Origin of the sequence: Paenibacillus sp. JGP012 (assembly GCF_014203995.1) — a bacterium.
Classification (GTDB): Bacteria; Bacillota; Bacilli; order Paenibacillales; family Paenibacillaceae; genus Paenibacillus; species Paenibacillus silvae.
Map to the genome: position 1 here is coordinate 12,450 of NZ_JACHKG010000003.1, position 25,397 is coordinate 37,846.

Sequence of the window (25,397 nt, forward strand, 5' to 3'; positions counted from 1 at the left end):
AATGATAGTATTATCTATCAAAAATATCGGAGGCGATTCATATGCTGATACAACAAACATTAGGTCATATTCAAATATCGGATGACGTCATCTCCAAAATGGTCGGTAAAATAACCAGTGCTACCCGTGAAATTTCTTCGATGTCTGCCGGATTGGTTGAGAGCGTCAGCAAAATATGGAGTGGCCGCAGCCTGCAGAATGGAATCGCCATTCGAAGAGTAGACGACCGTGTAGAGATTAATGTCAGAGTGATTATGCGTTACGGCAGCAAGGTACATGAGGTTTGCAGAGAATTGCAGCATAAGGTTATCGAGCAGGTTGAACATTTTACAGGCTTATCGATCCAGGCGGTAAACGTCATCGTGGAAGGCATGACGCCTGACTTGGCGTCAGCTAAATAACAGACACCCATACCAAGAGAAGATTACAGGAGTGAGAGCTATGAGCCAAACCAATATTGTAAAAGCAAGCCCGCAAACCGCCATTTTGAAAGCAAGTCCAGAGTCAGAAGTTGGAGGTAAATTAACTGAAATGGCGCTTGATTATATGAAATTTTCCCTGGCCGGATCAAGAGAGCCTGCTGTCATTAATAGAACATTTCGGAAGCTGTGGAAGGCTCGAAATAATCGCTTCAGTCACGAGCATGCATATGAGGCTGTACGGGATGGCAAAACACTGGGCATGATCATGTGTTATCCGACAACGCTAATGAACAAGCTGGCGATGCCTACGTTCTCTCAGCTGTTTGATCTGCACAAATGGAAGCTGATTGCTTACAACCTGCGTCACTTCAAAGAGTTCTATACCATGGTCACATTGAAAGAAGGGGAACATGACGAGTATCATATCAGTACAATTGCTACCCTGCCAGAGAGCAGAGGACTTGGGATAGGAACGGAGTTAATCCGGCATGCGGAGAAGCAGGCGAAGCTGCAAGGTTTTGCGAAATCTTCATTAACCGTCAAACAGGAGAACGCTGGTGCAATCAAGCTGTATGAACGTCTTGGATACCAAAAGGTCGGAGAAATCAACAAACCAGCCGTATCGATGTACCGAATGTCAAAAGTGCTTGTGTAAACGTAATGCACTTGACATCCATATGGTATAGTAGTTGAAGTGATCCATGAAAGGCATGTGACTTTAAAGCATGCTGCATGGAACTTCAACACGATATCAAACGGGGTGTGAAAATGTATCAATACAAGGATCAGGAGTATGAAGCAGTGCACTTTGAAGGACGTGATCTGCGATACGGCGAGCTGATGAATTGTGTGTTCAAACACTGTACGTTCATGAATGCTTCGATGGAAGAGATCGAAACGAGCAATTGCCGTTTTATCGAATGTGATTTTAAGGGTGCGTCTATGAATGGATCATTGCATACGGAGTCTGCATTTGAGAATTGCATGTTTGGCGGTGCAAACCTGTTTGCTTCCAAATTTACGGCTTGCAAAATGACCGGATCGGACTTCTCCGGTGCCCAGATGGACGGCATTACGCTTGTTAAAGGCGACTGGTCTTATACGAATCTGAGACATACCCGGCTTGGAAAACAGGATTTGCGTGGCATTCGTTTCTATGAAGCTGATCTGAGCGAGAGTGATCTGACCAAAGCAGACCTGCGTGATTGTGATCTCACGAGAGTGTCCATGAGCAAGGTGAAGCTGCAGGGCGCTGATCTGAGAGGTGCTATTCTGGATGGAATAGATCTGAAATCTCTGGATTGGAAAGGGGTACGCATGGATCGAGAACAAGCGGTTCTTCTTGCACGCTCCTATGGAGCTAAAGTAGATTAGTTGCTTTTGCTTGTAAGAGACTTGCTCATAGGCTTTCAAATTTTGCTTTAAGATGAGTATGAATATTTGACAGGACGTCAATGAGCTACGCAGGAAGCCGTTTAGCCTATGTTGACCCGTTATTGTCATTCATGTTAAGTTTTTGATATTCCATATGTGCTTGAAGAAAGAGGGTGGGAAAAGTGTTGACTGAACTAGAGGTTGTGGATGTTGTTGTGAACCTGTCACTGAACACCAATCATGGCATGGTTCACAACATAATCAAACAGAATCCGGACACAACAAACACTTCTAAATGAGGCTTTTTGCGTTGTCCTGATTATGTTCAAATATGAAAGTGATGCAAGCCATGTCAGGTTATACACTGCCCGACTAACTTTTATATTTCACATAAAAAGGATGATCTCTATGTCTATAATCAGCGTTACCAACCTGACCTTTGCTTATGAAGGCAGTTACGATAATATATTTGAACATGTAAGTTTTCAGCTTGACTCGGATTGGAAATTAGGGTTTACCGGCAGGAATGGTCGAGGAAAAACGACATTTCTGAATTTGCTGCTGGGCAAATATGAATACAGCGGCCATATTTCCGCCAATGTCATATTCGAATATTTTCCGTTCCATGTGGATGACAAGGGAGCCATGACAATGGATATCGTGGCCGAGATTGTTCCCGATGTTGTTCAATGGCAACTGATGAGGGAGCTGAATCTGCTCCAGCTGTCTGATGATGTGCTTTACCGCTCTTTCGATTCGCTATCGAATGGAGAACAAACCAAAGTGATGCTGGCTGCCTTGTTTCTGAAGGATAACCGGTTTTTGCTCATCGATGAGCCCACCAACCATCTGGATTTGCATGCGAGAAAGCTGGTCGGTGAGTATCTCCGCAGCAAAAGCGGATTTATACTGGTTTCTCACGATCGCTCCTTTCTGGATCAATGCGTAGACCACATCCTGTCCATTAACAAGACAAACATTGAGATTCAGAAAGGCAATTTCTCGGCTTGGTGGGAAAATAAAAGAAGGCAGGATCAGTATGAACTCTCAAGCAATGAAAAGCTGATCAAGGATATCAAGCGTCTGTCGGACTCGGCCAAACGGACCGGGAAATGGTCAGATGAGGTTGAGAAAAGCAAAAATGGAACCCGAAATTCCGGGTCCAAGGTGGACAAAGGTTACATCGGTCACAAGGCTGCCAAGATGATGAAGCGTTCCAAAAATATCGAGCAGAGGCAGCAGTCCGCCATTCAGGAGAAATCCAAGCTGCTTAAAAATATTGAAATCGCCGATCGTTTACAAATTCACCCGCTGCCTTACCACAAAAATGAGCTGGTCGAGTGCGATCATGTCTCGATTTTTTACGGCTCCAACGTTGTATGCAAGGATGTGAATTTCAAAGTCGAAAAAGGCGATCGAATTGCCCTTTGCGGTGCAAATGGGTCAGGTAAATCAAGTCTGCTCAAATTAATCTGTGATGAGGATATTCCACATACAGGAGCTGCTCGCAAGGACCAACAGCTTAAAATATCGTATGTGTCACAGGATACATCTCATCTCGGCGGCCAGTTGTCCGACTATGCTGCCAGCCAGGGGATCGATGAGAGTTTGTTCAGAGCAATTTTGAGTAAGCTGGACTTATCGAGACTGCAATTGGAGAAAGATATCTCGACCTTCAGTGCTGGACAAAAAAAGAAAGTACTTTTGGCCAAAAGCTTGAGTGAGCAAGCTCATTTGTACATTTGGGATGAACCGCTGAATTATATCGATGTCATTTCACGTATGCAAATCGAGGAATTGTTGCTGGAATACGCACCAACACTGCTTTTTGTCGAGCATGACAGTGAGTTCTGCGCAAATATAGCGACCAAAGTGATCGAACTGTAACAAAGCACGAGATGGGAATCTTCAATGCTAAGAAGCCGCCTGCGGGCGGCTTTTTCCTTTTAAATCAAATATGGAAGCGACAACTTGCAGTTCGTGATTGGTTTTGTAGAAAATTATGTTATGTTAAATGATATGTAAAACACTTGAACAGAGGTGCCGTTCGCGATGAAAAAAGAGAAGTTATCATTCAAGCAAAACCGGATGTTTACCATATTGGATGAAGCAACCAAGCTGCTGATTGTAAAGCCGAATGCGTCCATGAACGACATAGCTGAAGCTGCGAACATCGGTATTGCAACATTACATAGATATGTCGAGAGCCGTGAGCAGCTCATGATTCATCTCGCGATGAGAGCGATAGAGGTTGTTAACGAAACGCTGCAGCATGTCCAACTGGACGAGGATCGGGCTGACCAATACATCCCCGAGCTGATTGAAGCATTGATTCCCCTTGGTGATAAAATATATTTTCTCGCGCATGATGCAACCGTCAACTATAACGCGGATATTGAAAAGCAATATTGGAAGCTTAGAGAGCCGGTGCTGCATGCTATCGGCGTGCTTCAGGAGAAAGGTTTTTTCCGTTCGGATATGGATAAAACGTGGATTGTTGAAGTGCTCTATTCTGTGCTCTTTCTGACTTGGCAGCAAGTGATCAGCGGGAATATCGCCAGAAACGCAGCGCCTGCTCTTGTAGTCGATACGTTGTATCATGGTTTTGTTGTGAAATAAATAAAAGCCACAGCAGAAGCTGTGGCTTATTTTGTGTCTGAATCTATAGAAGTTGCCGGAAGGTATCGACGTGACCATGTGAATTACAGTGCAATCTTTGCTTTCAGCTGTTCCGATGCGGGCATCAAAGGCAGACGCAGCTGAGCAGAAGCGATAATGCCCTGTTTGGCAAGCAGGTGCTTCAGCATGGCTGGCGCAGGCTCCTCGAAGAGATGTTTAATGAACGGAAGCAACTGAACATAGAGCTGATAGGCTTCTTCCTTTTCACCTGCTGCAAAGCGGTTATATACCTCCAGAAAACGCTCAGGGTTGATGCTGGCCGATGCCATCATGCCTCCGGTTGCACCTTTCGTTAACATATCGTAGAAGAATGTATCATCTCCACATAAAATGGGCTTTGAGCCGCAACGTACCAGTTCGGTCATGAGGTCGAGGTTATTTGTGCTATCTTTAAGGCCAATAACGCCATCGATGTTCATAATTTTTTTCATCATCTCGATGGAAACTCTAACCCCTGTACGGGCCGGGATTTCGTATACCATCACGGGGATGCCCACGCTGGCTGCCATGCGGAAATGCTCGTAAATGCCCTCTTCCGTTGGTCTGTTATAGTATGGGGTAACGACAAGAACAGCGTCAGCGCCGAGTGCAGCAGCTTTCTTTGTTCTCGCCACCGTTGAAGCGGTATCATTCGTTCCGGTTCCAACCATTATGGGTACGGACGAGTTGATGCTGCTCAGTGTTTCCTTCGCGGCCTTCACCAGCTGCTCTACCTCGTCCCATGTAACGGTAGGTGATTCTCCGGTTGTGCCGTTGATCACCAAGCCATGAATGCCGCTGTTTGCCATAACTTTGATGTAGTTTTGAAATGAAGGAAGATCGAGTTCACGATCCTCGGTAAAAGGCGTGATGACAGGGATATAAATACCTTTAATCTGTTGTTCGGTTAACATCGTATAACCCCCAAATGTATGTTGGAATTCCATTTCATACACTTTACCATGGGAAAAGGTATCATAGTTAGCTATAATAGATGATGGGTGTTATCAATAATTTTGATGATGTGAGGGAAGCCGTATGGATTTGAATTATTTTCAAACCTTTCGTGAGGTGGCATTGCGCCAAAGCTTTACCAAAGCAGCAGAAGAGCTGGGGTATGCACAATCAAGTGTCACAACCCAGATTCAGAAGCTGGAGAAAATCTATCAGGTCAAATTGTTTGAACGTTATAATAACAATAAAATCCGGCTGACCTCCGCTGGAGAAGAGTTATTCAAGCTGTCCGGGCAACTGCTTGAAATATATGAACATTCACAGGAAAAGCTGACCAAGCAAGGCGGTGGATCACTAACCATTGCAACGATGGATTCACTTGCTTCTTATTTTCTGCCGGTGCCGATCCAGACGACACGCAAACAATATCCCGAGCTGGGAATTCGGCTGCAGACGGATCGTGAAGACCTCATTTTGCAAAAAGTAAGAGAAGGAGAGGCGGACGTAGGTCTGATTCTGGCTAATGCTTCACCGGAGACGGGTTTGCAATGGATCACCATTCGGGAGGAACCACTGGTGCTTATCGTTAACTCGGACCATCCGCTTGCGGCTAAGTCCAAGGTGGTATTGAGTGATCTGGCTGATGAGGAGTGGATCATGCCCGAGGATTCATGCAATTACAGACAGCTGCTGGAGAAGGTGCTGAGAACGAATGGAATTGCATACAAAGTGGGGCTTGAGCTGGGAAGTCCTGAGGCGATCAAACGCAGTATTATGGCGGGTTCCGGCATTTCTCTGCTGCCGCAGATGATTGCACGGGACGAAATTCGCAGACGGGAATTAACCGTTCTGCCTTTGGAGCATACCGAGTTTACACTGGAGATTCAGCTCGTCATTCATACGCGTAAATGGATCTCTCATGCTTTGCATCAATTCATTACGAACCTGGGAGCGAAAGAATCGGAATGGTTGACCGCGAGAGCGGGGAATTAAGAAGCTAACATACGTTATTTCATAGAGCACTTTTTGATGTATCTTCCGTTCGTGTATGCGGGAGAAGGCATCAGAGGTGCTTTTTTTGCATTAACCAAGATTCAGATATTAACAGTGTTCAGAATTTGAGATTTAATTTTGCTAAAAAAAGATATAAATTTCTATTGTATTCATAATTAATCCAAAATAATACAAAAAAAGCGAAGGAGGTCGATAGAGGGCATATCACTATATCGTAGCACTTATTCAGGTTCCATTGTTATTTTGTTGTACTGACATCAACTCAATCTGGAGGGATCACATGCTTTATACGATTATTGTACCCGTTAATCAGGACTATAACATTTTGAACCTGTTCACCGATTCACTGCTTCGGACTGTATGTCCGTCAACTCAGATTATCTTCATCAATGACGGTTCCGGTTCGGCTGTCTTTCAGCATCTGGACAAGCTCAAACAGGATGTCAGAGAAGGAGTAACGATTGAGATTCTTCAACATGATTTTCCACTTGGCTGTGCTGTATCTATTAACAGCGCGTTGAGTCTTGCTGAGGGAGAGTACATTTTTTTCCTGGATTCCGACACCATTCTGCAGCCCGATTGGCAATCGATGATGAAAGAAACGTTGGACACGGATGTGACCATCGGCATGATCGGAGGGGTTCTGTTATATCCACAGACCGGGGGCGTGCAGCATTGTGGAATTGCATTTGCGGATACGATCGGACGACACTTGTTTCTTAATGCATCTCCTGAAGATATCCCAAAAGAGACCTTCTCTGTGCAGCTCGTTGTGTTTGCGATGTTTGGCATGAAACGAGAAGTGTATGAGACGATTGGCAATCTCGATGAGAAGTTTTTTAACGGATACGAAGATTTTGATTATCAGATGCGGGCAAGAGAAGCAGGGTATGATACCGTCATCAATCCTAAAATTCAGGCATATCACTGGGAACGCAGCAGCGGCATTCATCGCAATTTTAACCGCAAAAACAATCTGGCACGATTCTGGAAAAAGTGGGGAAGCCACATTGAGGCTGATGTATGGCCCTTTATGTTCAGCCATCTGAAGGTGCAGCTCGATAAACAGCGCGATTATGCGCATCTTCCCATGGTTGGCATAGACCTTGCAGAGGTGCGCAGTGATGCAGATACCTTCTGGACCCAGCTTGGAGAGGCACAGATTGCACCCATTGCCGAGATACGGGACTACTCCAACCGATTCAACTCGAACGGAGCCATTTGGCTGCCGCAAGTGTTAGGCAAGGAATTGATTCACAGCGAAAACCGGCTGCTGTTCCTGGTGGACAATTTCGCCCGTTTGCTGGAGAACCGTTACTGGATCGAGATGAGACATGCGCATCGAGCCAAGGATCTAATCATTGATCTGTATGGCAACGTGATCACGATGGATCGGATCTACGATGGCTGCTGGCCAGGGACCAAAGTGCGATAAGCCAATATCTCAGTTAACCAAGCATGGCGATATAGGAGGTGCTTCACAGTGAATAATAAATTGAGCACGGTGGATCGTGCCACAAGATTTACCCGGAATCTGGAGTGGCTGGAACAGGTCGAGAAGGTAATTCCTAGCGGCTGCAGTACACTAGCCAAAGCCCCGGAACGTTTATTTCCAGGCCATACACCCGTCTGCTGTGCAGAGGCCTACCATTCCCGCTTTACAGATATTGACGGTAATGAATGGCTGGATTGTGAGATGGCTATGGGAACAGCCCCTTGGGGTCATGCAAGACGTGAAATCCAGCTGACCGTTATTCACCAGCTCAAGAAGGGGACAAGCTTCTCCATTCCTGCAGATATTGAGCTGGAATGTGCCGAGCTGATTCTGGAGCGGTTTGAGGGGCGTTATGCATCGCTGCGTTTCACCAAAAGCGGAGCAGATGCAGTAAGTGGGGCGGTTCGTATCGCACGTGCAGCGAGTGGCAAAAGCAAGGTGATTGCAACAGCTTATCATGGATGGCATGACTGGTCAGCGTACGGTTATTACGGCAGCCAGACGAAGGAACGCGGTATTCCGAAGGATATTGAGCGCTCCACGATCTGGATCAAGAAGCCTGCTTATGAGCAAATCAAGGAACAAATTTCATCTCAAGAGGATGTGGCCTGTATCGTTTTGTGTCCGAATGAGTGGAGGAAGGAAGAGCTGGCTGACGTGGTGACGTTATGTTCCTCCAAGGACATCATTATTATTTTTGACGAGGTTACTTCGGGTATACGGATGGGCAAGCAGGCGACTGCCGGCGAATATGATATCTGGCCGGACTTGCTCTGCATATCCAAAGGCATGGCCAATGGACTTCCGCTTGCAGCTGTGTTGGGACCTGAGCACATGATGTCCCTTGCAGGCCAGGTTCGATTCAGCAACGCGCATTCCAGTGAAACGATAGCTCTTGCAGCGGCCATTGCCTGCGAAAGGCTGATGAAAAACACCAAAGTGTGGCCTACCTGGCGCGAACCGGCTACCCGAATCATGAAGCGATTGGAGTCTGAGCTGATACTGCTGGGGCTTACTGATGAGTTAGCTCTGAAGGGAACCTATGCGAGCTTCTATATTCAGTCAATAGACGAGCAAAACTTTCAAACTGACCCGTTCCGTGAATTCATGGTGAAGAAAATGGCCTATTACGGCATTTTTACGAAAGGTTATTTTATTTTCTCTGATACGCATACACGGGAGGAATTGATTTGGGTGGAGGAAGCATTGCTTCAAATTTTGTCAGACTGGAAAGAAAAGCAGAAGCAGGAGCATCTGAAACCTACCAATGTATGACGGAGGAGCACGTTAATTCATTTATATAATCAGGAGGGTAACCTATGAAAGCACTTGTATATCAGGATTTGAAACAGGTGGAATTGCAAGACATTGAGGAGCCTAATATTCAGAAACCCAATCAGGTCAAAGTGAAAATCTACGGATCAGGCATCTGTGGCACGGATCTGAATATTGTCAAAGGCAAAGTGGCTGCGAGTAAAGGCACGGTCGTCGGTCATGAAGGCGTGGGGACTGTTGTCGAGGTTGGAGAAGATGTACATGGCATTCGCGTCGGGGACCGGGTTCTCGTTGATCCCACGCAATCCTGCGGTCACTGCTCCTATTGCAGGGAAGGTTTATTCATCTATTGCGAGAATTTCGACGATTATCAGGTGGGCATGACCACACACGGAACGTTTGCAGAATACTTTGTTGGAGATGAAAAATATATCTATCCGATCCCCGATTCCATGAGCTGGGAAACGGCAATGATGATTGAACCTCTCGGCTGCGTACTGCAAACGTTCATGAAAGCAGGCGTGAAGCCCAGTGATTCTGTGCTCGTGCTTGGTTCAGGGGCGATTGGCTCGCTGTGTCAGCTGGTGAGCAAAAGATTGGCAAGACTCACCGTTGGTACGGAAATCGATTCTTATCGCAAACAATTTGCTGAAGGCATTGCAGATTATGCTTATTACCCGGAGGAACTTACCGTTGAGAAAGTATACGAGATCAATAACAATAAAAAATTCGACATCATCGTGGATGCTGTCGGCAACCAGCTTCATGTCGGATTGGAGCTTATCGCTAAAGGTGGACGTATTATTCCGATGGGGTATGACGACAGCTATGAAGTGACATTCAAATCAACTCAGGTGATTAACGACGGACTTAGCATCATTGGTGCGGTAGCTGTGCACTCCATGATCAGTACAGCCTTGAAGTTTGCACAGAGCATTCCAGAACTGGAGCAAATGGTAACCGCTAAAGAGTATTTGACTGATTATGAGCAGGCATTTAATGGAACGATGGGGTATGACCTGCGCAGTGGTGAGAAGCTGCCGATGAACTCGGTGAAAACAGCTCTCATTCTGTAAGCATGTAAATATTTGCGGGTTCTCCGCTGTGAACAGTGAGTATATGACATTTTTGCTCAGGGGTTGGTGATCAACATGTCGAACTACTGGTCACGGCGGGGAGATTCGCAGAGAGAAAGAAGGGATATGGAGTGAAGCTGCTTCAGGATTTGCCGAGAAATCCGCGGTATTCCATTTTACTTGAGCCAGTGTGGGCTATTCCGGGAACGATTGTCCTGTTCTACGCCCCTTTGTATATGAAAGAGGCCGGTTTGTCCGACATTGAGATTGGCATCATCAATTCGGTGAATCTTTATTTTGCCTTCATTTTTCAGCTGTTCGCAGGGGCTGTGACCAATAAACTGGGGCGTAAACGAACGACACTGATCTTTGATCTGCTCGCCTGGAGTGTACCCATGTTCATCTGGGCATTTTCACAAAATTTCTGGCTGTTCCTCATCGCTTATCTGCTAAATGCAACCTCGAAATTTGTCACCGTGTCTTTCAATTGTCTGATCATCGAGGACGTGGAGGAGCATAAACGATCCAAGGTGTTCGCCATATTGAATATGATGATTACGGGTGCAGGGGTGTTAACGCCGATTGCTGGTGTTGTTATTGCGGACTTTGGCATTGTACCGACGCTGGCGAGCATTTATTTTGCAGGTGGCCTGTTAATGACGGCCATGTTTCTCATACGTAACCGCTGCACGGAAGAAACCCAAGTTGGTAAGGAACTGATGGGAATGCATAACAACACTCGTGTATTTCAAAGCCTTGTTGCCAGTTTGCGTCTGTTCGGGCGTTCTTTTTACAAGCGCAGATTGCTGCCTATCATTTTAATTACAGTGCTGTCCAATCTCGTTCTGCAGTTGAATTTTTTTCAGGTGATTTATTTCAAGGAGCAGCTGCGCTTTGATGATCGTGTCATTTCCTTCATTCCCGTAGTAACAGCAATCACCGTGATGTTATTGTATCTGGTTATTATTCCACGTCTGAAGCGGCGTTCAGAAGAGAAGTATGTCAGCTTTTCCATTGTGCTCAGCTCTGCGGGTGCCGTGTTATTTCTGCTGATACCCTCCGGTAATATAGCGATGCTGTTTCTCACACTCATTGTGCTTGCAGCAGGAAACTTTATTTTGCAAACGTATCGCGATTCGCTGCTGATGAACCGACTGGGCACGCATGAGAAGGCCGACATGTTTTCGGCTGTACAGACGGTCATGACGTTAACCGCGATTCCTTCCGGGTATTTGACGGGGCTGCTGTACCATTACAATCCATTCTGGCTGTTCAGTGTTATTCTGGGCTTGTACATCGTATTGATGATCATTATGCTGTTTTTACCTGACCCGCAGCAGCATTCTCAAGTGGTCAAACCTTATAAAAATATGTAGAAGAAGGGCTTTTCTGTATAAAAACCGAATGTATAATACGGGAAAAATACAGCAAATTACACATATTTTTGGGAGGTATGAATGTTGAATATAATGGCAACCGAAACAAGAGAGCAGCTGATCTGGATCAATGAGCCGTGCAACTGGTCCTATACAGATCAGGGTGGACTGATCGTAGAAGCACAAGCAGACTCCGATTTCTTTCAGGACCCGGCGGGCAAGCATATAAGAGCGACTGCGCCGTTTCTGTCGATGCCTGTATCGGGTGATTTTGAGATGACCGCGCAGCTGACAGTGGATATGAAACATCAATATGATTCCGGCTGCCTGATGGTAATGGTCGATGAACGAAACTGGTGCAAACTGTGTTTTGAATATGACGGCAAAGCAGCAACGATCGTTTCCGTTGTTACACGAGATGGGTCATCAGATGATTGCAATTCGATGGAAGTTCCTGTAGCTAATCCGTATTTGCGTATAAGAAAAGTAGAGGGCTGCATGTCCTTTTTCTACTCCCCGGACGGGGAAGAATGGAAGCTGATTCGATATTTCGGCATGACGATGGAAGGAGAGATTCGGGCAGGAGTTGTTGCGCAGTCACCAACGGGAACAGGCTGCACATGCCACTTTTTATCGGTAAGCATGACCCAGCCGGATTTGACTGCACGTTTCTGAGTTTGTCTCTTCTTACTGAGATTTTCTATCCTTGAAATTGCTTGCGCAGTTCAATGGGGGAAACTCCTTCATATTTTTTAAATACCGAACCGAAATAACTTGCACTGTTAAAACCGACAGCCCTCGCGATATCATGTGCTGTGATATCCTTCTGCTGCACGAGCATTTCCTTGGCTTTTAGCAAGCGATAGCGAACCAGATATTCAAGAGGTGTCATATGAAATTCCTTCTTGAATATCCGGTTCAAATGCTGCTCAGTCACCTTCATCTGCTCAGCCAGTATGGATAGGGACAGGTCTTGCTGATAGTTCTGTTTGATGAAAGCAACAAGTTCTGCCAGTCGTAAGCGGGCCTCATTTCGTTCATACTCGCTGTATCGTTCACCGTCAATCGTCAGCCTGACCAGAAGCATATAGAGAAGTGCAGAGCCGTGCCAGATCTGGTCCCTATGTCTCGACTTCAGCGCAATGGTGATTTCACGCAGCAGAATGCCGAGCATTCCGTCCAGTTTGAAAGCACGCAGCTCACCGATCTGCAAGGAATGCAGAAATCGTGGCACAATGTAGCCATTAAAGGAAAGGCAATCAAATCGTAGCTTACTGCTTGGATTGTTATAATGATACGTGACTTCCGGGAACATGATAAGGGTGGTTCCTTTTCGAATGGAGAACTCCCGGTTCTTTGCTGCGATGCGCCCTGTTCCTCCGATGCACTGTACAATGGTGTAATCCCGTGAATGGCGGCTCCAATCTATTAATTCATTAACGGTCAACCGATTTTGCCCTGTAATGATTAGGGGCATATCGGATTCCAGCGGATTCCCCATGTTAGGTTGCGACATTGTTGAATTATTCCTCTCTTTGTTAAAAGGTCTTATGCGCAGAGCGTGAATAGAGCAAGAATAGAAGCCTGTAATGAACTAAGAGAAATTATATTACATAAATGTAATTATTTTAAATATATAAAACGCTTGGTTTGCTGTGAACTGAAACTGCGCTTAGCGGTGTTTGTCTTGCCAACAGAATGTGAAACAGATACGCTATAAGGAATGAGTTAATCAAGAAAAGGAATTGCTTGTACAATCGAGAAGGGAATGCTTGTAATGAAGAAAGTCATCGTGATTGGAGCGGGAATATTAGGAGCCTCCACAGCTTATCATCTGGCAAAATCAGGCGTGGAGGTTCTGCTTATAGATCGGAAAGACGCAGGGCAGGCGACGGACGCGGCAGCCGGCATCATCTGCCCATGGTTGTCCCAGCGGCGAAATCAGGATTGGTATCAGCTTGCCAAGGCTGGTGCGCGTTATTACCCTGAGCTTATTGCCGGACTGGAGCGCGAAGGTGAGACGGATACGGGATATGCACAGACAGGCGCTCTCAGCATTCATACCGATATCGACAAGATTCAGAAGATGGCTGAGCGGGCCATGCTTCGCAGGCAGGATGCACCGGAGATCGGTACGATCACTTGTCTGGATGAAACAGAAACCCGTGCACGCTTCCCCTTGCTAGGGGAAGGTTATCATTCAGTGTACATTAGCGGAGGAGCCCGGGTTGATGGGAGAGCACTGCGTGATGCGTTGATTCGCTCAGCACAAAGGCATGGAGCGCGTTTGATCCAAGGAGATGCCTGCCTTGTCTCTGAAGCAGAACGAGTAATAGGGGCCAAAGTGAACACGGAAAATCATTTAGCAGATTCGGTTGTTGTCTGCACCGGTGCATGGGGCAATGAGCTGATGAAGCCGTTAGGCATTCATTTTAAAGTACACTACCAGAAGGCCCAGATTATGCATTTGCGAACTGCTCATGAAGCAGATACAGGCAGCTGGCCTGTCATCATGCCTCCTTCAGACCAGTATTTGCTGGCGTTTGAGGCACAAAAAATGGTCATTGGCGCAACGCACGAAAACAACGTTGAAGGATATGATACACGAATTACAGCGGGCGGTATGCAAGAGGTACTGAACAAAGCACTTGAGCTTGCACCGGAACTGGCAAATAGTACGCTCGATGAGGTTCGTGTCGGTTTTCGTCCATTTACACCAGGTTTCCTGCCTGTGCTGGGGCATGTTCCGGGGCGGCCTGGTCTGATTACAGCCAATGGGCTGGGAGCGTCCGGTTTGACGATGGGTCCATATATCGGCAGTCAGCTGGCAAGATTAGCTATGGGAATGGAGCCCGATATCAATATAGAAGCGTATGATGTGAGCAAAGCGATGGAAATTGAATGAAAGCATGATGCGATACAGGGGGGATCACACCAATGACGTATTCACAGCGCTTATCTGGCGCAGCAAGTCTGTCTGAAATCATGCATTTGGAGCATCAGATTAAACAAGTAAAAGAAAAGCAGGCTGCTGCTGACGAAAGCCTGAAACAATATCAACAACAATGGGCCGAGTATGCATCTAAGCTGCAAAAAGGTGAACTATCGCTAGAGACCGCGGAAAGACAGGCTGTTCAAGTAAAACTCGAAGCCGCGCACACGCTGGTTAATACATTGACAGCACAGCTTAACGAATTGGAAATGGCTCTGGAGGAGCTTGGAGATTAAGCTGTTTTAGGCTGGAGGCAGGAGGATTAAGGATGAAATATGAGTCTGAACGAATCTATTTAAGAGCTTGGACGGCAGAAGATGCTGTAATGCTCCAACATTTTCAGCTTCACAATCGAGAACAGATCGAAAGGATTACAGCCAGTGAACGAGATGAAGCATTTTATAGTTTAGAGGCACAGACCGAGCTGATTCAGGACTGGCTTGAGAGAAGAAAAGCTGGAAAACGGTATTCTTTCGGTATTTTTCTAAATCATACGGATGAACTGGTGGGTGAAATCTCATTGTTTCTCATTGAACTGAATGGAGCAGCAGCCTGGATGGTTGGATATTCAACAGATCGGCTGCACAATGGTCAAGGGTATATGAGTGAAGCGTTGAAGCGTCTAATACAGTTCGCCAAAGAAGAAACGGATATTCAACAGATCGTGGCCGGTGCTGTGCCTGATAATGCAGGTTCTATCCGGGTTCTTCAGAAAGCAGGCTTCCAGGAAACAGGCTCACATGATGTGCCCATTCAAGGCGTCATGAAAAAACATACGATGCTAACGGTATCGCTGGTGGATGCAGAATAAATACGTACAACACGAGTCAAAGGAGAAAAAAGCATATGGCTACCATATTAGTTGCAGACGATGATGCGAATATTCGTGAGCTTGTCTGTTTGTTTTTGCGAAATGATGGATTCGAGACAGTTGAGGCGGTAGACGGCAAACAGGCGCTCGCTCTATACAAAGAACGCTCCGTTGATCTGGTCGTGCTGGATATTATGATGCCTGTGATGGACGGATGGGCGCTGTGTAAGGAATTGAGACGACTGAACGCTGACCTTCCCTTGCTTATGTTAACAGCACGAGGTGAGACATGGGAGAAGGTTAAAGGTTTCGAGCTGGGAACAGACGATTATTTGACGAAACCGTTTGACCCTTTGGAGCTAACGGCACGTGTCAAGGCGCTGCTGAAGCGTTACAAAATTGGCTCCACCCACCTGATTCAGTTTGGTAACGTTACGCTGGACCGACAGAGCTATAAGGTCATCGTTGGTGAAGAGTCCTTAACCCTGCCGCTCAAGGAATTTGAACTGTTGTACAAACTGGCAGGCACACCGGGACAAGTCTACACGCGGGAGCAATTAATAGATCAAATCTGGGGATTGGACTATGCCGGCGATGATCGAACAGTGGATGTACATATCAAACGGTTGCGCGAACGTTTTGCAACGATCTCTGATTTTCAGATTGAAACGGTTCGTGGTCTGGGGTATCGCTTAGAGGCTACTCATGATTAAGTCTTTGTATATTCGGGTTGTTGTGACTTTTCTGGTTTCCGTGATAGCAGGGACTGTGATTGCTTTTTTCTTGTCAACCTGGATTTTTGAAGATCGACTTAACGATAATGCCCATATTAACATACGTAACTTTGGTCAGGATGTAATACAGATATACCAAACCCTGCCGCTATCGGAGGCGGATGCATTCATCAACAAGATGAAGCAGCTTGATTTGTACTATATTCGCATGTTTGAGCCTTCCGGTCAGCTCCTCACGTTTGGGAAGCATCGAGATCACCAACCGATTTCAGTGACGGGGGAGCAGATACAGAAGGTGATGGAAGGAAAGGTTTTGGAGGTGACACCAAATGGTCTAGGTACGGTGCTGCTGGGATTGCCGATCCAGACTGCGAGCGGGACCCGGGCCATGTTTCTGGAAACCCTGTCGCCTCCCGCTGCTACTACTGTGATCCAATGGGGGACAATCTTTGCCCTCTCATCCTTAGCTGCCGGAAGTCTCATCATCCTGATTGCTTCTGTATTTCTGGTAAGGCCGATCAAAACGTTGACCCGGGCAACGAAACGTATTGCGGCAGGCGACTTTAATGTGAAGCTGAATATCAAGCAAACAACTGAACTGGGCACACTCGCGCGCAGCTTTGAAGAGATGGTGCAGGATTTGCAGCAGCTGGAGCAGATGAGAAGAGAGTTCGTAGCGAACGTTTCACACGAGGTACAATCTCCGCTCACCTCCATATCAGGATATGCTCAAGCCCTGAAAAATGTAGATTTACCGGATCAGGATCGAGGACGGTATCTGGACATTATTATTTCGGAGGCCCAACGGTTGTCTAAAATGAGTGATAGCTTGCTCAAGCTCAGTTTGTTAGAATCGCAATCACACCAGCTGCAGCTTGTCACACGTGATCTGGATGAGCAGATCAGGCGGGTTATCGTTGCATTACAGCCTCAGTGGTCAGCCCGAGATATTCATTTTGAGCTGGATTTGCAGAAGGTTCAAGTTCTTGCAGATCATGATCAGTTGAATCAGGTTTGGACAAATATTCTCGGCAATGCGATCAAATTCTCGGAAGACCATGGTACAATTCATGTCAGGATGGAACGGGATCTCCGTCATGTAACGGTGCACATATCAGATCAGGGTATAGGCATTCCTCTGGAGGATCAAAAGCGTATCTTCGAGCGATTCTTCAAGGCGGATCGTTCCCACAGCCGGAAATATGACGGCAGCGGTATGGGACTGGCTATCGTGAAACAGATTGTTTCGTTACATCAAGGGGATGTCCGGGTAGAAAGTAAACTCGATCAAGGAACGACATTTATGATTACCTTGCCGATCAGCCCACCAACGGAAGCGTAGTCTCGGGGCATGTTTCTGCGTTGCCCGTAATTACACTCACCCAGGCTGCACTCACGTACAAGTTCGCTTGTATGTAGTGCAGCCTTTTTGCTTTGTTCATCTTCTGTTCATATAGACGTCACGGAGAGTACATTTTCACAGATTAAGATGTACTAGGCAGAGAGATGTATGAAGAAGAACTCGTGGGTTCAATGGTTTCAGAGGAATCAGGGGTTTTTAAAGAAAGAGAGGAATACAAATGAGATTTTTTGAAATACTTTTAGTTTTATCCTGCCTGGCTCTACTGACAGATGTACTCTTCATTAAAAGAAGTGCAAAGAAAACAGGCTTGGGTTTGGGGATAGGAAGCAGCGTCATACTCGTAGCTCATTTATTGGTTGAGGGATACAGATGGCAGTTGCTCTTGGTATATATCATGACGGCTCTATTCATAATCATCGTTTTACTTAGGCATTCCGAAAAAATGGTGAATCTAAAAATAGGAAAGGTGTTGAAGTATAGTTTATCTTCCCTGATCGTCATTCTGCTTGTTGCTTCTACCCTCTTGTCTGTATACTTACCTGTCTTTAATTTGCCGAAGCCGGATGGTCCAGAGAAAGTGGGTACTCAAACCTTTCATTTTACGGATCAGAACAGAGATGAAGTCTTAACTGAAGATCAAAGCGACAAGAGGGAGTTAATGGTCCAAGTCTGGTATCCTACTGAGAACATGAATAACAACAAGCGTGACACACTGTTTCCAAGTAATAAAGAAATGTTCAAAACGTATATTCAGAGCTTCTCTGCTTCTTTAAAACTGCCCGAATTTGTGCTCGATTACTGGAAGTATAGTCAAACCAACTCTTATGAAAATGTAGAAATATTACCTTCTACAAGTCCTTATCCCGTGGTATTGCTATCTCATGGTATGGGAACCAGTAGAGTTCTACAAGCATCACAGGCGGAGAATTTGGCCAGTCATGGGTTTATCGTAGTGACAATCGATCATACGTACAGCACCTTTGCTACCCTTTTTCCTGATGGCCGTGTAACGGGCTATACAACTAAGATGACAACCATTGATGACCGCAGAGAAATTGGGGATATATGGACAAAAGACGTGGAGTTTGTAATCAATCAAATCGAAAAGCTGAATTCAGGTGCAATTGAAAGTCAATTCAAAGGGAAAATGGATTTAAATAACATAGGCGCGATGGGCCATTCTTTTGGGGGTGCAACGGCGTTTAATGCAACGTATTTAGATCATCGAATCAAGGCCGGGGTTAATATGGATGGGTCACTGAATGAAGTAGAAAATAGAGATGATATAAACAAGCCGTTTATGTTCATCAGATCGGGAAGTTTTAAAGACTGGTTAGTCAATTTTGAAAATGATAGAAATTCAGATGACGAAGTAAATAAATTTCTTTCAGATGAGCTGCACATTATGAAAAATGTTATCGAACATGGGGGAAATGTGATTTATGTAGAAGGAACCCAGCACTTCAATTTCACGGATCTTCAATTCTATTCGGAGCTGATTAAACTGTCCGGGATCACAGGAGACATCAATGGTAAAAGAGGATCAAACATCGTAAATCAATATATACTCGATTTCTTTAACAAGCAGCTGAAAGGAACGGGTGGAGATCTGATTCAGGGACCAAACGGCAAGTATCCGGAAGTGAAATTCGTGGAATCCAGCGAGCTCTAACTATGTCCGAGGCAGGATTGAACAAGTTACGTACACAGTCAGGAGGAGATGTGAATGAACATACAGGACAAACAAGACATACAAGACAGAAGAAGCATGTCCAAGAGAAGGATTAACCGAGTCGTCCAGAGACGAACTTCCATCGCTGCAATCAGTCTGGTAATAACCCTGTTAACACCATGGACTGTTATGGCTGAATCTTCTAATACGAACCGTAGTGATCTAACATATCAAAAAACGAAGCAAACAGCGGTAGAGAAGGCAAGGTCTCTTACCGAGACGTACGGAATCACAAGTGTGCAGTATGCACTGATGGATCAAGGGGAGATTGTTGTCTCCGGGCAGACGGGCAAGAATGACCTGCAAGGGCAAGTTCCCCTTACATCCGATACGATCTATGGCATAGGGTCAACCAGTAAAATGTTTCTTACCGCTTCGGTGATGAAGCTGGTGGATGAAGGCAAGGTGAATCTCGATCTGCCAGTAACAACGTATATTCCAGAATTCAAGATGAAAGATGATCGATATAAGCAAATCACACCACGCATGCTGTTGAACCATTCGGCCGGTCTTCTGGGCACTTCGAGCCACAATGCATCACTGTATGGGGACAATGATACCTTTGCACATGATACCTTTTTGGAACAATTGACCGCACAGAATCTGAAGGCAGAGCCTGGTGCATATTCTGTTTATACAAACGACGGGTTTACTTTAGCTGAAATTTTGGTGGAGCGAGTCAGTGGCATGAGTTTTACGGCATTTATACACAAACACTTTACAGAGCCGCTGAACATGGAGCATACGAAAACACCGAAAGATGTGGTTAACCCGGCAGATATGGCAGGAATCTATTCGCCGCTATATGAAGGCCAGCTTCCACAAGAGAATTATAATATCATTGCATCAGGAGGCATCTATTCCACGGCTCAAGATCTGGTGAAATTCTCACAAATTTTCACTGGAGAAGTCAAAGGCATTTTATCCAGCAAATCGGTGCAAGGCCATGGAACAAAAAGAATATAAAAAAGGCATGTGGCCAGAGGATAGCGATGCGTCTATCTCTTACGGATTAGGATGGGATAGCGTGGACTTGTATCCATTCAGTGAGTACGGCATCAAGGCGGTTACAAAAGGTGGAGATACGGTATCATACCATTCCTCCCTGGTCGTACTTCCAGAGTACAATCTGGCAGCAGCCGTTACTTCCTCAGGGGGCTCAAGCGCACTGGATCAAACGATAGCAAGCGAACTGTTGCTCAGCGCACTGGAGGCCAAGGACATTATTCAAGAACGCAAGCCGGCAAAAACGTTTGGCGTACCTGTAAAGGCTGATATGCCTGAAGAGTTGTTAAAGTATGCAGGCAATTATGGCGGCAATAAACCGGTGAAGAAGGTGGAGGTGAATCTGTCTGGGCAACTGCTGATTTCTTCTGCTTCAAATAGTACTTCGGATCAATATATCTACACGTCCGATGGAACATTTGTAAACAAGGAAGGAACACAAAAATTAAAGTTTGTTGAAGAGTCCAACGGTCAGATTTACTTGTGGTCCCGGTCCTATATGTCCATACCGGGGTTAGGTCAGCTCGCTTTCTCGGAATATACGGCGCAAAAACTCGAAAGCAATGAATTGTCGAGCGAGATTCAGGCGGCATGGAATCAGCGCGAGGGGAATACGTACTATTTGCTCAATGAAAAATATACTTCGATGGCATATCTGCATGCTTCAACAATTATCCCTATGCAGTTAGACAAGGAAGTTTCCGGGTATGTTGGCAGCAGTAAAATCATTGGAGCTAATCGGGCAGTGAATCAAGTCCAGATTCCCGGCCTGGCTGGTCGGGATACAACGGATATGCAGTTTTTTAGCCAAAACGGAATCGAGTATATTACGGCATCAGGTCCTCTATATGCCAGTGAAGATATAGTTCAAGCGCTATATAGCGGTAAGCAATCCAGAGTAACCATTCAGTCGGACGGTTATGCGAGATGGTTCTCTGTACCTGCTGCGGTTAGCGGTAAGGTAATGACAGTGAAGATGCCTGCCGATGGCTCCTTTGCTGTGTATGATCAGAGAGGTGTTTGTATTCATCATACTGTAATCCGTGGGAAGAATAAGGTTGTCTTACCTGAAAACGGCCGCATTGTATTTGCAGGCGAGCCTGATTCAGTGTTTGAAGTTTCATTGAAAAAATAAAATGTGAACATGATAACGTCAGGTAGTATTGTGTTGCTGTCTGTTTTGCATTGTACTGTTCGATTGAATAATCATTCGAAAAGTCTTCTCTATCTTGTGTTGTGGAGAAGGCTTTTTGGCTATAGATTAATAAGAATGGGTTTACATGTTTTGGAAGACTGTATAAAATGGTATACACTGTACCAACGAATATGAATGTGGAGAGTGAGCGTGAACAGAAATGATTCGTCGTTTTTTTTCGTATTATCGCCCGTATAAAAAGCTGTTTTTAATTGATTTTGGCTGTGCCGTTTTTGCTGGTTTGCTGGAGCTTGCATTTCCGCTTGCTGTCAGTAAATTTATTAATGAGCTGCTGCCCGGGCAGGATTGGCCGCTTATTTTGCTTGCATGTGTTGTGTTGCTAAGTATTTATGCGCTGAATTCGGTATTAAATTATGTAGTAACTTACTGGGGGCATATGCTGGGCATTAATATCGAAACGAACATGCGGGAGAAAATGTTTGCGCACCTCCAGAAGCTGTCGTTCCGATTTTTCGATAATCGTAAAACAGGTCACCTGATTGGTCATATTACCAATGATCTTAACGACATCGGTGAGGTGGCCCACCACGGCCCGGAGGATGTATTCATTGCTGTGATGACACTGATTGGGTCATTCTGGCTGATGGCGAACATTAATCTGGAGCTGGCTTTGCTGACCTTTATTATTATCCCAGTTATGGCCTGGGTGATCATCGTATTTGGTGGCCGTATGACCAAGACATACCGAAGATTGTTCGGGGATGTGGGTAATTTCAATGCACGCATTGAAGACAATGTAGGCGGTATGCGTGTCGTTCAGTCCTTCGCCAACGAAGAGCATGAGAAGAAGCTGTTTGCGGTAGACAATGCCAATTTCCGTCTGACCAAGCTGCTCGCATACAAGACGATGGCCAAAAGCATCTCGGTCAGTTATATGATGATGCGTCTCGTCACGGTGTTTGTGATGATCGCCGGGGCCTGGTTTTACATTGATGGCAAAATTAACATGGGGGATTTCATGGCATTCCTGCTGTTATCCAATATTTTCTTCCGGCCAATCGAGAAGATTAATGCAGTCATTGAGAGCTATCCCAAGGGTATCGCAGGTTTCAAGAGGTATTTGGAAATCATTGATACGGAGCCTGAAATCTCGGATCGTAAAGATGCGGTGGAATTACATCATGTGAAGGGGGATATCCGCTTCGAGAATGTGTCATTTGGCTACGAATCGAGCCGTCGCATCCTGAATCAGATCAGCTTGTCCGTTCGTCCGGGGGAAACGGTTGCTTTTGTCGGGCCCTCCGGTGCAGGCAAAACAACGATCTGCAGCTTGCTGCCGCGCTTCTATGAGGTAGAAGAGGGCAGGATCACCGTAGACGGTGTTGATATTCGTGATATCAAGCTGCATTCGTTGCGTAAACAGATCGGCATCGTGCAGCAGGATGTATTTCTGTTCTCGGGTACGATTAAAGAGAATATCGCATACGGTGACCTGACAGCGACAGAGGATCAGATCTGGGATGCGGCTCGCCGCGCTTCACTCGAGGAACTGATTCTGAGCTTGCCTGATGGCATGGATACCATTATCGGGGAACGAGGTGTGAAGTTATCGGGTGGTCAAAAGCAGCGTCTGTCCATTGCCCGTATGTTCCTCAAAAATCCGCCGATTCTGATTCTGGATGAAGCAACCTCTGCCCTTGATACGGAAACGGAAGCGCTCATTCAGCAATCGCTCGCTGAATTGTCTGTCGGCAGAACAACACTTGTGATTGCTCACCGGCTGAGCACAATCAAAAATGCCGATCGCATCATCGTAGTTAATACCGATGGCATCGCTGAACAAGGCAATCACGAGGAGCTGGTGGCTGCTGGCGGAATATACAGTCGTTTGCATCAAGTGCAGCATACTCACTCATAACATGCAGGAGACTGCACTTGCTTCATTTCCTGATTTATTGTTGGTTTAATCCTTTAGTCGCACCACGCAAGGTGCGGCTTTTTTTGTTGTTATTTTATCAATAAATGCTCCATAACAATATTGTTGACAATGTCCACAAACCTGATTAGTATAATGTTGACAATGTCCACTAAAAGGGGGCTCCGATATGAACTCTGAGCATATTCCACCGGAAGTTTTAGCAGATATGCGGCGTTTCAACCGTTTCTATACGAATATTCTCGGGGTGCTGGATAAGCACATTCTCGGGACAGGGTATTCTTTTGCTGAGGCACGGGTCATTATCGAGATTGGCATTCGCGGGGAAAGCATTGCTAATAACCTCGTTGACACACTCACGATTGATCGCAGCTACATGAGCCGCATTGTAAATAAATTAACGAAGGAAGGGCTGCTGCTCAAGGTGGATTCTGCGGAAGACAGCAGGGTGAGTCTGATTCGCCTGACGGACAAAGGGAAAGAGCTGTTCGCTGAGCTTAATGCCCGTTCTGATCAGCAGATTGTCAAATTAATGCAAAACCTGAATGAAGAAGAGATTCAAGAGGTATATGCCTCCATGATGAACATCCAAGAGAAGCTGAACAAGAAGGCAGGAGAGACAGTACGATGATACGATTTGAATGTGATTATAACGAAGGTGCACATGAGCGCATTTTGCAGCGATTGATGGAGACAAACATGGAACAGACTAGTGGATACGGGACAGATGCGCATTGTGAGCGAGCACGCGCGCTGATTCGGCAGGCTTGCGGCAATGAGGCGGCGGATGTACATTTTCTCGTAGGGGGTACACAGACAAACACCACGGTGATTGCGTCGATTCTTCGTCCGCATCAAGGGGTTATTGCAGCGGTATCCGGTCATATTGCGGTTCATGAGACGGGAGCAATTGAGGCTACAGGTCACAAGGTGCTGACTGTACCAAGTCTGGATGGCAAAATTACGGCGGCACAGGTGAAGGCGGTCTATGATGCACATGTGCAGGAATCGTCACCCGAGCACAGCGTTCAGCCTGGCATGGTGTACATATCTCAACCGACGGAAAATGGTACGATGTACAGCAAGACTGAGCTTGAAGCTATATATGAGGTAAGCCGGGTATGCGGTTTGCCGTTTTTTATTGATGGAGCGAGATTGGGGTATGCTCTGGCATCTACAGAATGTGATATGACTTTGGCGGATGTAGCCCGCGTGTGTGACGTGTTTTATATTGGTGGCACCAAAATTGGCGCGCTGATGGGCGAGGCCGTTGTGATTTTGAACGATGCGCTCAAGCGTGACTTCCGTTATATCATCAAGCAAAAAGGCGGCTTGCTGGCTAAAGGCCGATTGCTCGGCATTCAGTTTGAGACGCTGTTTGAAGACGGATTGTATCTGGAGATTTCGAAACATGCCGTAGATATGGCTGTGAGAATCCATGATACCCTTGAGCAGCACGGTGTGCAGTTTCTGTACAGCTCCCCGACCAATCAGCAGTTCCCGATTTTGCCTGATTCCCTGCTGGAGCAGCTCAGCAATCAGTATACGTTTACGTTCTGGGAAAAGGTTGACGCTTCCCGCAGTGCCGTCAGGTTCTGCACAAGCTGGGCTACCCGCGTAGAAAACGTAGATGCTTTGACCAGTGATATTATAAGGCTGCTGCATGAAGAACAAACGCAGGATGAAATCGCTGCCACCCGAGCAGAGGTGCTTGTGTAGAGTACAGACGTTGGCTGAAAGCTGTGCTGTAAACGGATTGGGTTAATCCCGAGTTTAAGTTGCAGTTCAAGCGCTAACGATCACGAGAGACCTTATTTCAGTCATTAGTTGAGAAAAAATTTCTAACGATCTCCAGAAGTCTTATTTCATCGTAAGAAGGCCTTTTAGCCTGGTAAACGCTGGTTTTCACCGAAATAACGTTCCTGGGAATCGTTAGAATTGAAAATGGCCTGATATGACGAAAATAGCGTTTCTGGAGATCGTTAGCGTTTTACGATGAGCGGTGAAGGTAGATTGACAGCTCT

The 25,397-nt window shown here is 45.9% G+C and carries 22 protein-coding genes and 1 pseudogene; 21 read left to right on the forward strand and 2 right to left on the reverse strand.

Features of this window, described 5'->3' with window-relative positions; genetic code table 11:
* Positions 1-41: 41 nt before the first annotated feature.
* The 5 genes from HNR77_RS04880 (at position 42) to HNR77_RS04900 (ending at position 4,415) form a co-directional block, all read left to right on the forward strand.
* Positions 42-401, forward strand: a complete 360-nt coding sequence (locus HNR77_RS04880; protein ID WP_184181347.1) for an Asp23/Gls24 family envelope stress response protein — start codon at positions 42-44, stop codon at positions 399-401.
* A 40-nt stretch (positions 402-441) separates the two neighbouring features.
* Entirely contained in the window at positions 442-1,077 is a 636-nt protein-coding gene (locus tag HNR77_RS04885) for a GNAT family N-acetyltransferase (RefSeq protein ID WP_184181349.1), read from the forward strand.
* A gap of 113 nt (positions 1,078-1,190) precedes the next feature.
* Positions 1,191-1,796, forward strand: coding sequence for a pentapeptide repeat-containing protein (locus HNR77_RS04890; RefSeq protein ID WP_184181889.1), 606 nt, complete (start codon positions 1,191-1,193; stop codon positions 1,794-1,796).
* Positions 1,797-2,204: 408 nt separating this feature from the next.
* The gene (gene abc-f / locus HNR77_RS04895) at positions 2,205-3,683 is read left to right on the forward strand and encodes a ribosomal protection-like ABC-F family protein (protein ID WP_184181351.1); all 1,479 of its coding nucleotides are present in this window, start codon (positions 2,205-2,207) and stop codon (positions 3,681-3,683) included.
* Positions 3,684-3,848: 165 nt separating this feature from the next.
* Positions 3,849-4,415 (forward strand): TetR/AcrR family transcriptional regulator, encoded by a 567-nt coding sequence (locus HNR77_RS04900; protein WP_184181353.1) that lies wholly within the window; start codon positions 3,849-3,851, stop codon positions 4,413-4,415.
* A gap of 83 nt (positions 4,416-4,498) precedes the next feature.
* Here HNR77_RS04900 and dapA read toward each other — a convergent pair whose 3' ends face one another.
* Complete coding sequence (gene dapA, locus HNR77_RS04905; RefSeq protein WP_184181356.1) at positions 4,499-5,368, reverse strand: 4-hydroxy-tetrahydrodipicolinate synthase; 870 nt, start codon at positions 5,366-5,368, stop codon at positions 4,499-4,501.
* 124 nt (positions 5,369-5,492) lie between these two features.
* On the opposite strand from dapA, the gene HNR77_RS04910 reads away from it, so the two are divergent.
* The 6 genes from HNR77_RS04910 to HNR77_RS04935 all read left to right on the forward strand — a co-directional run bounded on the left by HNR77_RS04910 (position 5,493) and on the right by HNR77_RS04935 (position 12,319).
* Positions 5,493-6,401 carry a LysR family transcriptional regulator gene (locus HNR77_RS04910; RefSeq protein WP_184181357.1) on the forward strand — a complete coding sequence of 303 codons (909 nt, stop codon included), beginning with the start codon at positions 5,493-5,495 and terminating at the stop codon, positions 6,399-6,401.
* Positions 6,402-6,702: 301 nt separating this feature from the next.
* Positions 6,703-7,857 carry a glycosyltransferase family 2 protein gene (locus HNR77_RS04915; protein WP_184181359.1) on the forward strand — a complete coding sequence of 385 codons (1,155 nt, stop codon included), beginning with the start codon at positions 6,703-6,705 and terminating at the stop codon, positions 7,855-7,857.
* 48 nt (positions 7,858-7,905) lie between these two features.
* Positions 7,906-9,192 (forward strand): aminotransferase class III-fold pyridoxal phosphate-dependent enzyme, encoded by a 1,287-nt coding sequence (locus HNR77_RS04920; RefSeq protein ID WP_184181361.1) that lies wholly within the window; start codon positions 7,906-7,908, stop codon positions 9,190-9,192.
* Between the two features lie 44 nt (positions 9,193-9,236).
* Positions 9,237-10,268: a zinc-dependent alcohol dehydrogenase gene (locus tag HNR77_RS04925; RefSeq protein ID WP_184181363.1), complete on the forward strand. Its 1,032-nt coding sequence runs from the start codon at positions 9,237-9,239 to the stop codon at positions 10,266-10,268.
* Between the two features lie 131 nt (positions 10,269-10,399).
* Positions 10,400-11,644 (forward strand): MFS transporter, encoded by a 1,245-nt coding sequence (locus HNR77_RS04930; RefSeq protein WP_184181365.1) that lies wholly within the window; start codon positions 10,400-10,402, stop codon positions 11,642-11,644.
* Positions 11,645-11,725: 81 nt separating this feature from the next.
* Positions 11,726-12,319: a DUF1349 domain-containing protein gene (locus HNR77_RS04935; protein WP_184181367.1), complete on the forward strand. Its 594-nt coding sequence runs from the start codon at positions 11,726-11,728 to the stop codon at positions 12,317-12,319.
* A gap of 25 nt (positions 12,320-12,344) precedes the next feature.
* Here HNR77_RS04935 and HNR77_RS04940 read toward each other — a convergent pair whose 3' ends face one another.
* Positions 12,345-13,160, reverse strand: coding sequence for an AraC family transcriptional regulator (locus HNR77_RS04940; protein WP_221443705.1), 816 nt, complete (start codon positions 13,158-13,160; stop codon positions 12,345-12,347).
* Between the two features lie 261 nt (positions 13,161-13,421).
* Between HNR77_RS04940 and HNR77_RS04945 the strand changes: the two genes are divergently transcribed.
* The 10 genes and pseudogenes from HNR77_RS04945 (at position 13,422) to HNR77_RS04990 (ending at position 25,092) form a co-directional block, all read left to right on the forward strand.
* Complete coding sequence (locus HNR77_RS04945; protein ID WP_184181371.1) at positions 13,422-14,549, forward strand: NAD(P)/FAD-dependent oxidoreductase; 1,128 nt, start codon at positions 13,422-13,424, stop codon at positions 14,547-14,549.
* 32 nt (positions 14,550-14,581) lie between these two features.
* A complete protein-coding gene (locus tag HNR77_RS04950; protein WP_184181373.1) occupies positions 14,582-14,872 on the forward strand; it encodes a hypothetical protein in 291 nt (96 codons plus the stop codon).
* 32 nt (positions 14,873-14,904) lie between these two features.
* Complete coding sequence (locus tag HNR77_RS04955; protein ID WP_184181375.1) at positions 14,905-15,447, forward strand: GNAT family N-acetyltransferase; 543 nt, start codon at positions 14,905-14,907, stop codon at positions 15,445-15,447.
* Positions 15,448-15,482: 35 nt separating this feature from the next.
* The gene (locus tag HNR77_RS04960; RefSeq protein WP_184181377.1) at positions 15,483-16,160 is read left to right on the forward strand and encodes a response regulator transcription factor; all 678 of its coding nucleotides are present in this window, start codon (positions 15,483-15,485) and stop codon (positions 16,158-16,160) included.
* A complete protein-coding gene (locus HNR77_RS04965) occupies positions 16,153-17,523 on the forward strand; it encodes a sensor histidine kinase (RefSeq protein WP_184181379.1) in 1,371 nt (456 codons plus the stop codon). Before HNR77_RS04960 ends, HNR77_RS04965 begins: the two co-directional genes overlap by 8 nt.
* 238 nt (positions 17,524-17,761) lie before the next feature.
* Positions 17,762-19,216, forward strand: coding sequence for an alpha/beta hydrolase family protein (locus tag HNR77_RS04970; RefSeq protein WP_184181381.1), 1,455 nt, complete (start codon positions 17,762-17,764; stop codon positions 19,214-19,216).
* Positions 19,217-19,312: 96 nt separating this feature from the next.
* A pseudogene (locus tag HNR77_RS30735) lies at positions 19,313-21,416 on the forward strand (serine hydrolase domain-containing protein).
* 220 nt (positions 21,417-21,636) lie between these two features.
* Complete coding sequence (locus HNR77_RS04980; RefSeq protein WP_184181383.1) at positions 21,637-23,355, forward strand: ABC transporter ATP-binding protein; 1,719 nt, start codon at positions 21,637-21,639, stop codon at positions 23,353-23,355.
* A 187-nt stretch (positions 23,356-23,542) separates the two neighbouring features.
* Positions 23,543-24,004, forward strand: coding sequence for a MarR family winged helix-turn-helix transcriptional regulator (locus tag HNR77_RS04985; protein ID WP_260410312.1), 462 nt, complete (start codon positions 23,543-23,545; stop codon positions 24,002-24,004).
* Positions 24,001-25,092: a threonine aldolase family protein gene (locus HNR77_RS04990; protein ID WP_184181385.1), complete on the forward strand. Its 1,092-nt coding sequence runs from the start codon at positions 24,001-24,003 to the stop codon at positions 25,090-25,092. Before HNR77_RS04985 ends, HNR77_RS04990 begins: the two co-directional genes overlap by 4 nt.
* The last annotated feature ends 305 nt before the right edge of the window (positions 25,093-25,397 follow it).

Coding starts and splice junctions, on each gene's coding strand:
- HNR77_RS04880 (WP_184181347.1), top strand. CDS start 42: ATGCTGATACAACAAACATTAGGTCATATTCAAATATCGGATGACGTC.
- HNR77_RS04885 (WP_184181349.1), top strand. CDS start 442: ATGAGCCAAACCAATATTGTAAAAGCAAGCCCGCAAACCGCCATTTTG.
- HNR77_RS04890 (WP_184181889.1), top strand. CDS start 1,191: ATGTATCAATACAAGGATCAGGAGTATGAAGCAGTGCACTTTGAAGGA.
- abc-f (WP_184181351.1), top strand. CDS start 2,205: ATGTCTATAATCAGCGTTACCAACCTGACCTTTGCTTATGAAGGCAGT.
- HNR77_RS04900 (WP_184181353.1), top strand. CDS start 3,849: ATGAAAAAAGAGAAGTTATCATTCAAGCAAAACCGGATGTTTACCATA.
- dapA (WP_184181356.1), bottom strand. CDS start 5,368: ATGTTAACCGAACAACAGATTAAAGGTATTTATATCCCTGTCATCACG.
- HNR77_RS04910 (WP_184181357.1), top strand. CDS start 5,493: ATGGATTTGAATTATTTTCAAACCTTTCGTGAGGTGGCATTGCGCCAA.
- HNR77_RS04915 (WP_184181359.1), top strand. CDS start 6,703: ATGCTTTATACGATTATTGTACCCGTTAATCAGGACTATAACATTTTG.
- HNR77_RS04925 (WP_184181363.1), top strand. CDS start 9,237: ATGAAAGCACTTGTATATCAGGATTTGAAACAGGTGGAATTGCAAGAC.
- HNR77_RS04935 (WP_184181367.1), top strand. CDS start 11,726: ATGTTGAATATAATGGCAACCGAAACAAGAGAGCAGCTGATCTGGATC.
- HNR77_RS04940 (WP_221443705.1), bottom strand. CDS start 13,160: ATGTCGCAACCTAACATGGGGAATCCGCTGGAATCCGATATGCCCCTA.
- HNR77_RS04945 (WP_184181371.1), top strand. CDS start 13,422: ATGAAGAAAGTCATCGTGATTGGAGCGGGAATATTAGGAGCCTCCACA.
- HNR77_RS04950 (WP_184181373.1), top strand. CDS start 14,582: ATGACGTATTCACAGCGCTTATCTGGCGCAGCAAGTCTGTCTGAAATC.
- HNR77_RS04955 (WP_184181375.1), top strand. CDS start 14,905: ATGAAATATGAGTCTGAACGAATCTATTTAAGAGCTTGGACGGCAGAA.
- HNR77_RS04960 (WP_184181377.1), top strand. CDS start 15,483: ATGGCTACCATATTAGTTGCAGACGATGATGCGAATATTCGTGAGCTT.
- HNR77_RS04965 (WP_184181379.1), top strand. CDS start 16,153: ATGATTAAGTCTTTGTATATTCGGGTTGTTGTGACTTTTCTGGTTTCC.
- HNR77_RS04970 (WP_184181381.1), top strand. CDS start 17,762: ATGAGATTTTTTGAAATACTTTTAGTTTTATCCTGCCTGGCTCTACTG.
- HNR77_RS04980 (WP_184181383.1), top strand. CDS start 21,637: ATGATTCGTCGTTTTTTTTCGTATTATCGCCCGTATAAAAAGCTGTTT.
- HNR77_RS04985 (WP_260410312.1), top strand. CDS start 23,543: ATGAACTCTGAGCATATTCCACCGGAAGTTTTAGCAGATATGCGGCGT.
- HNR77_RS04990 (WP_184181385.1), top strand. CDS start 24,001: ATGATACGATTTGAATGTGATTATAACGAAGGTGCACATGAGCGCATT.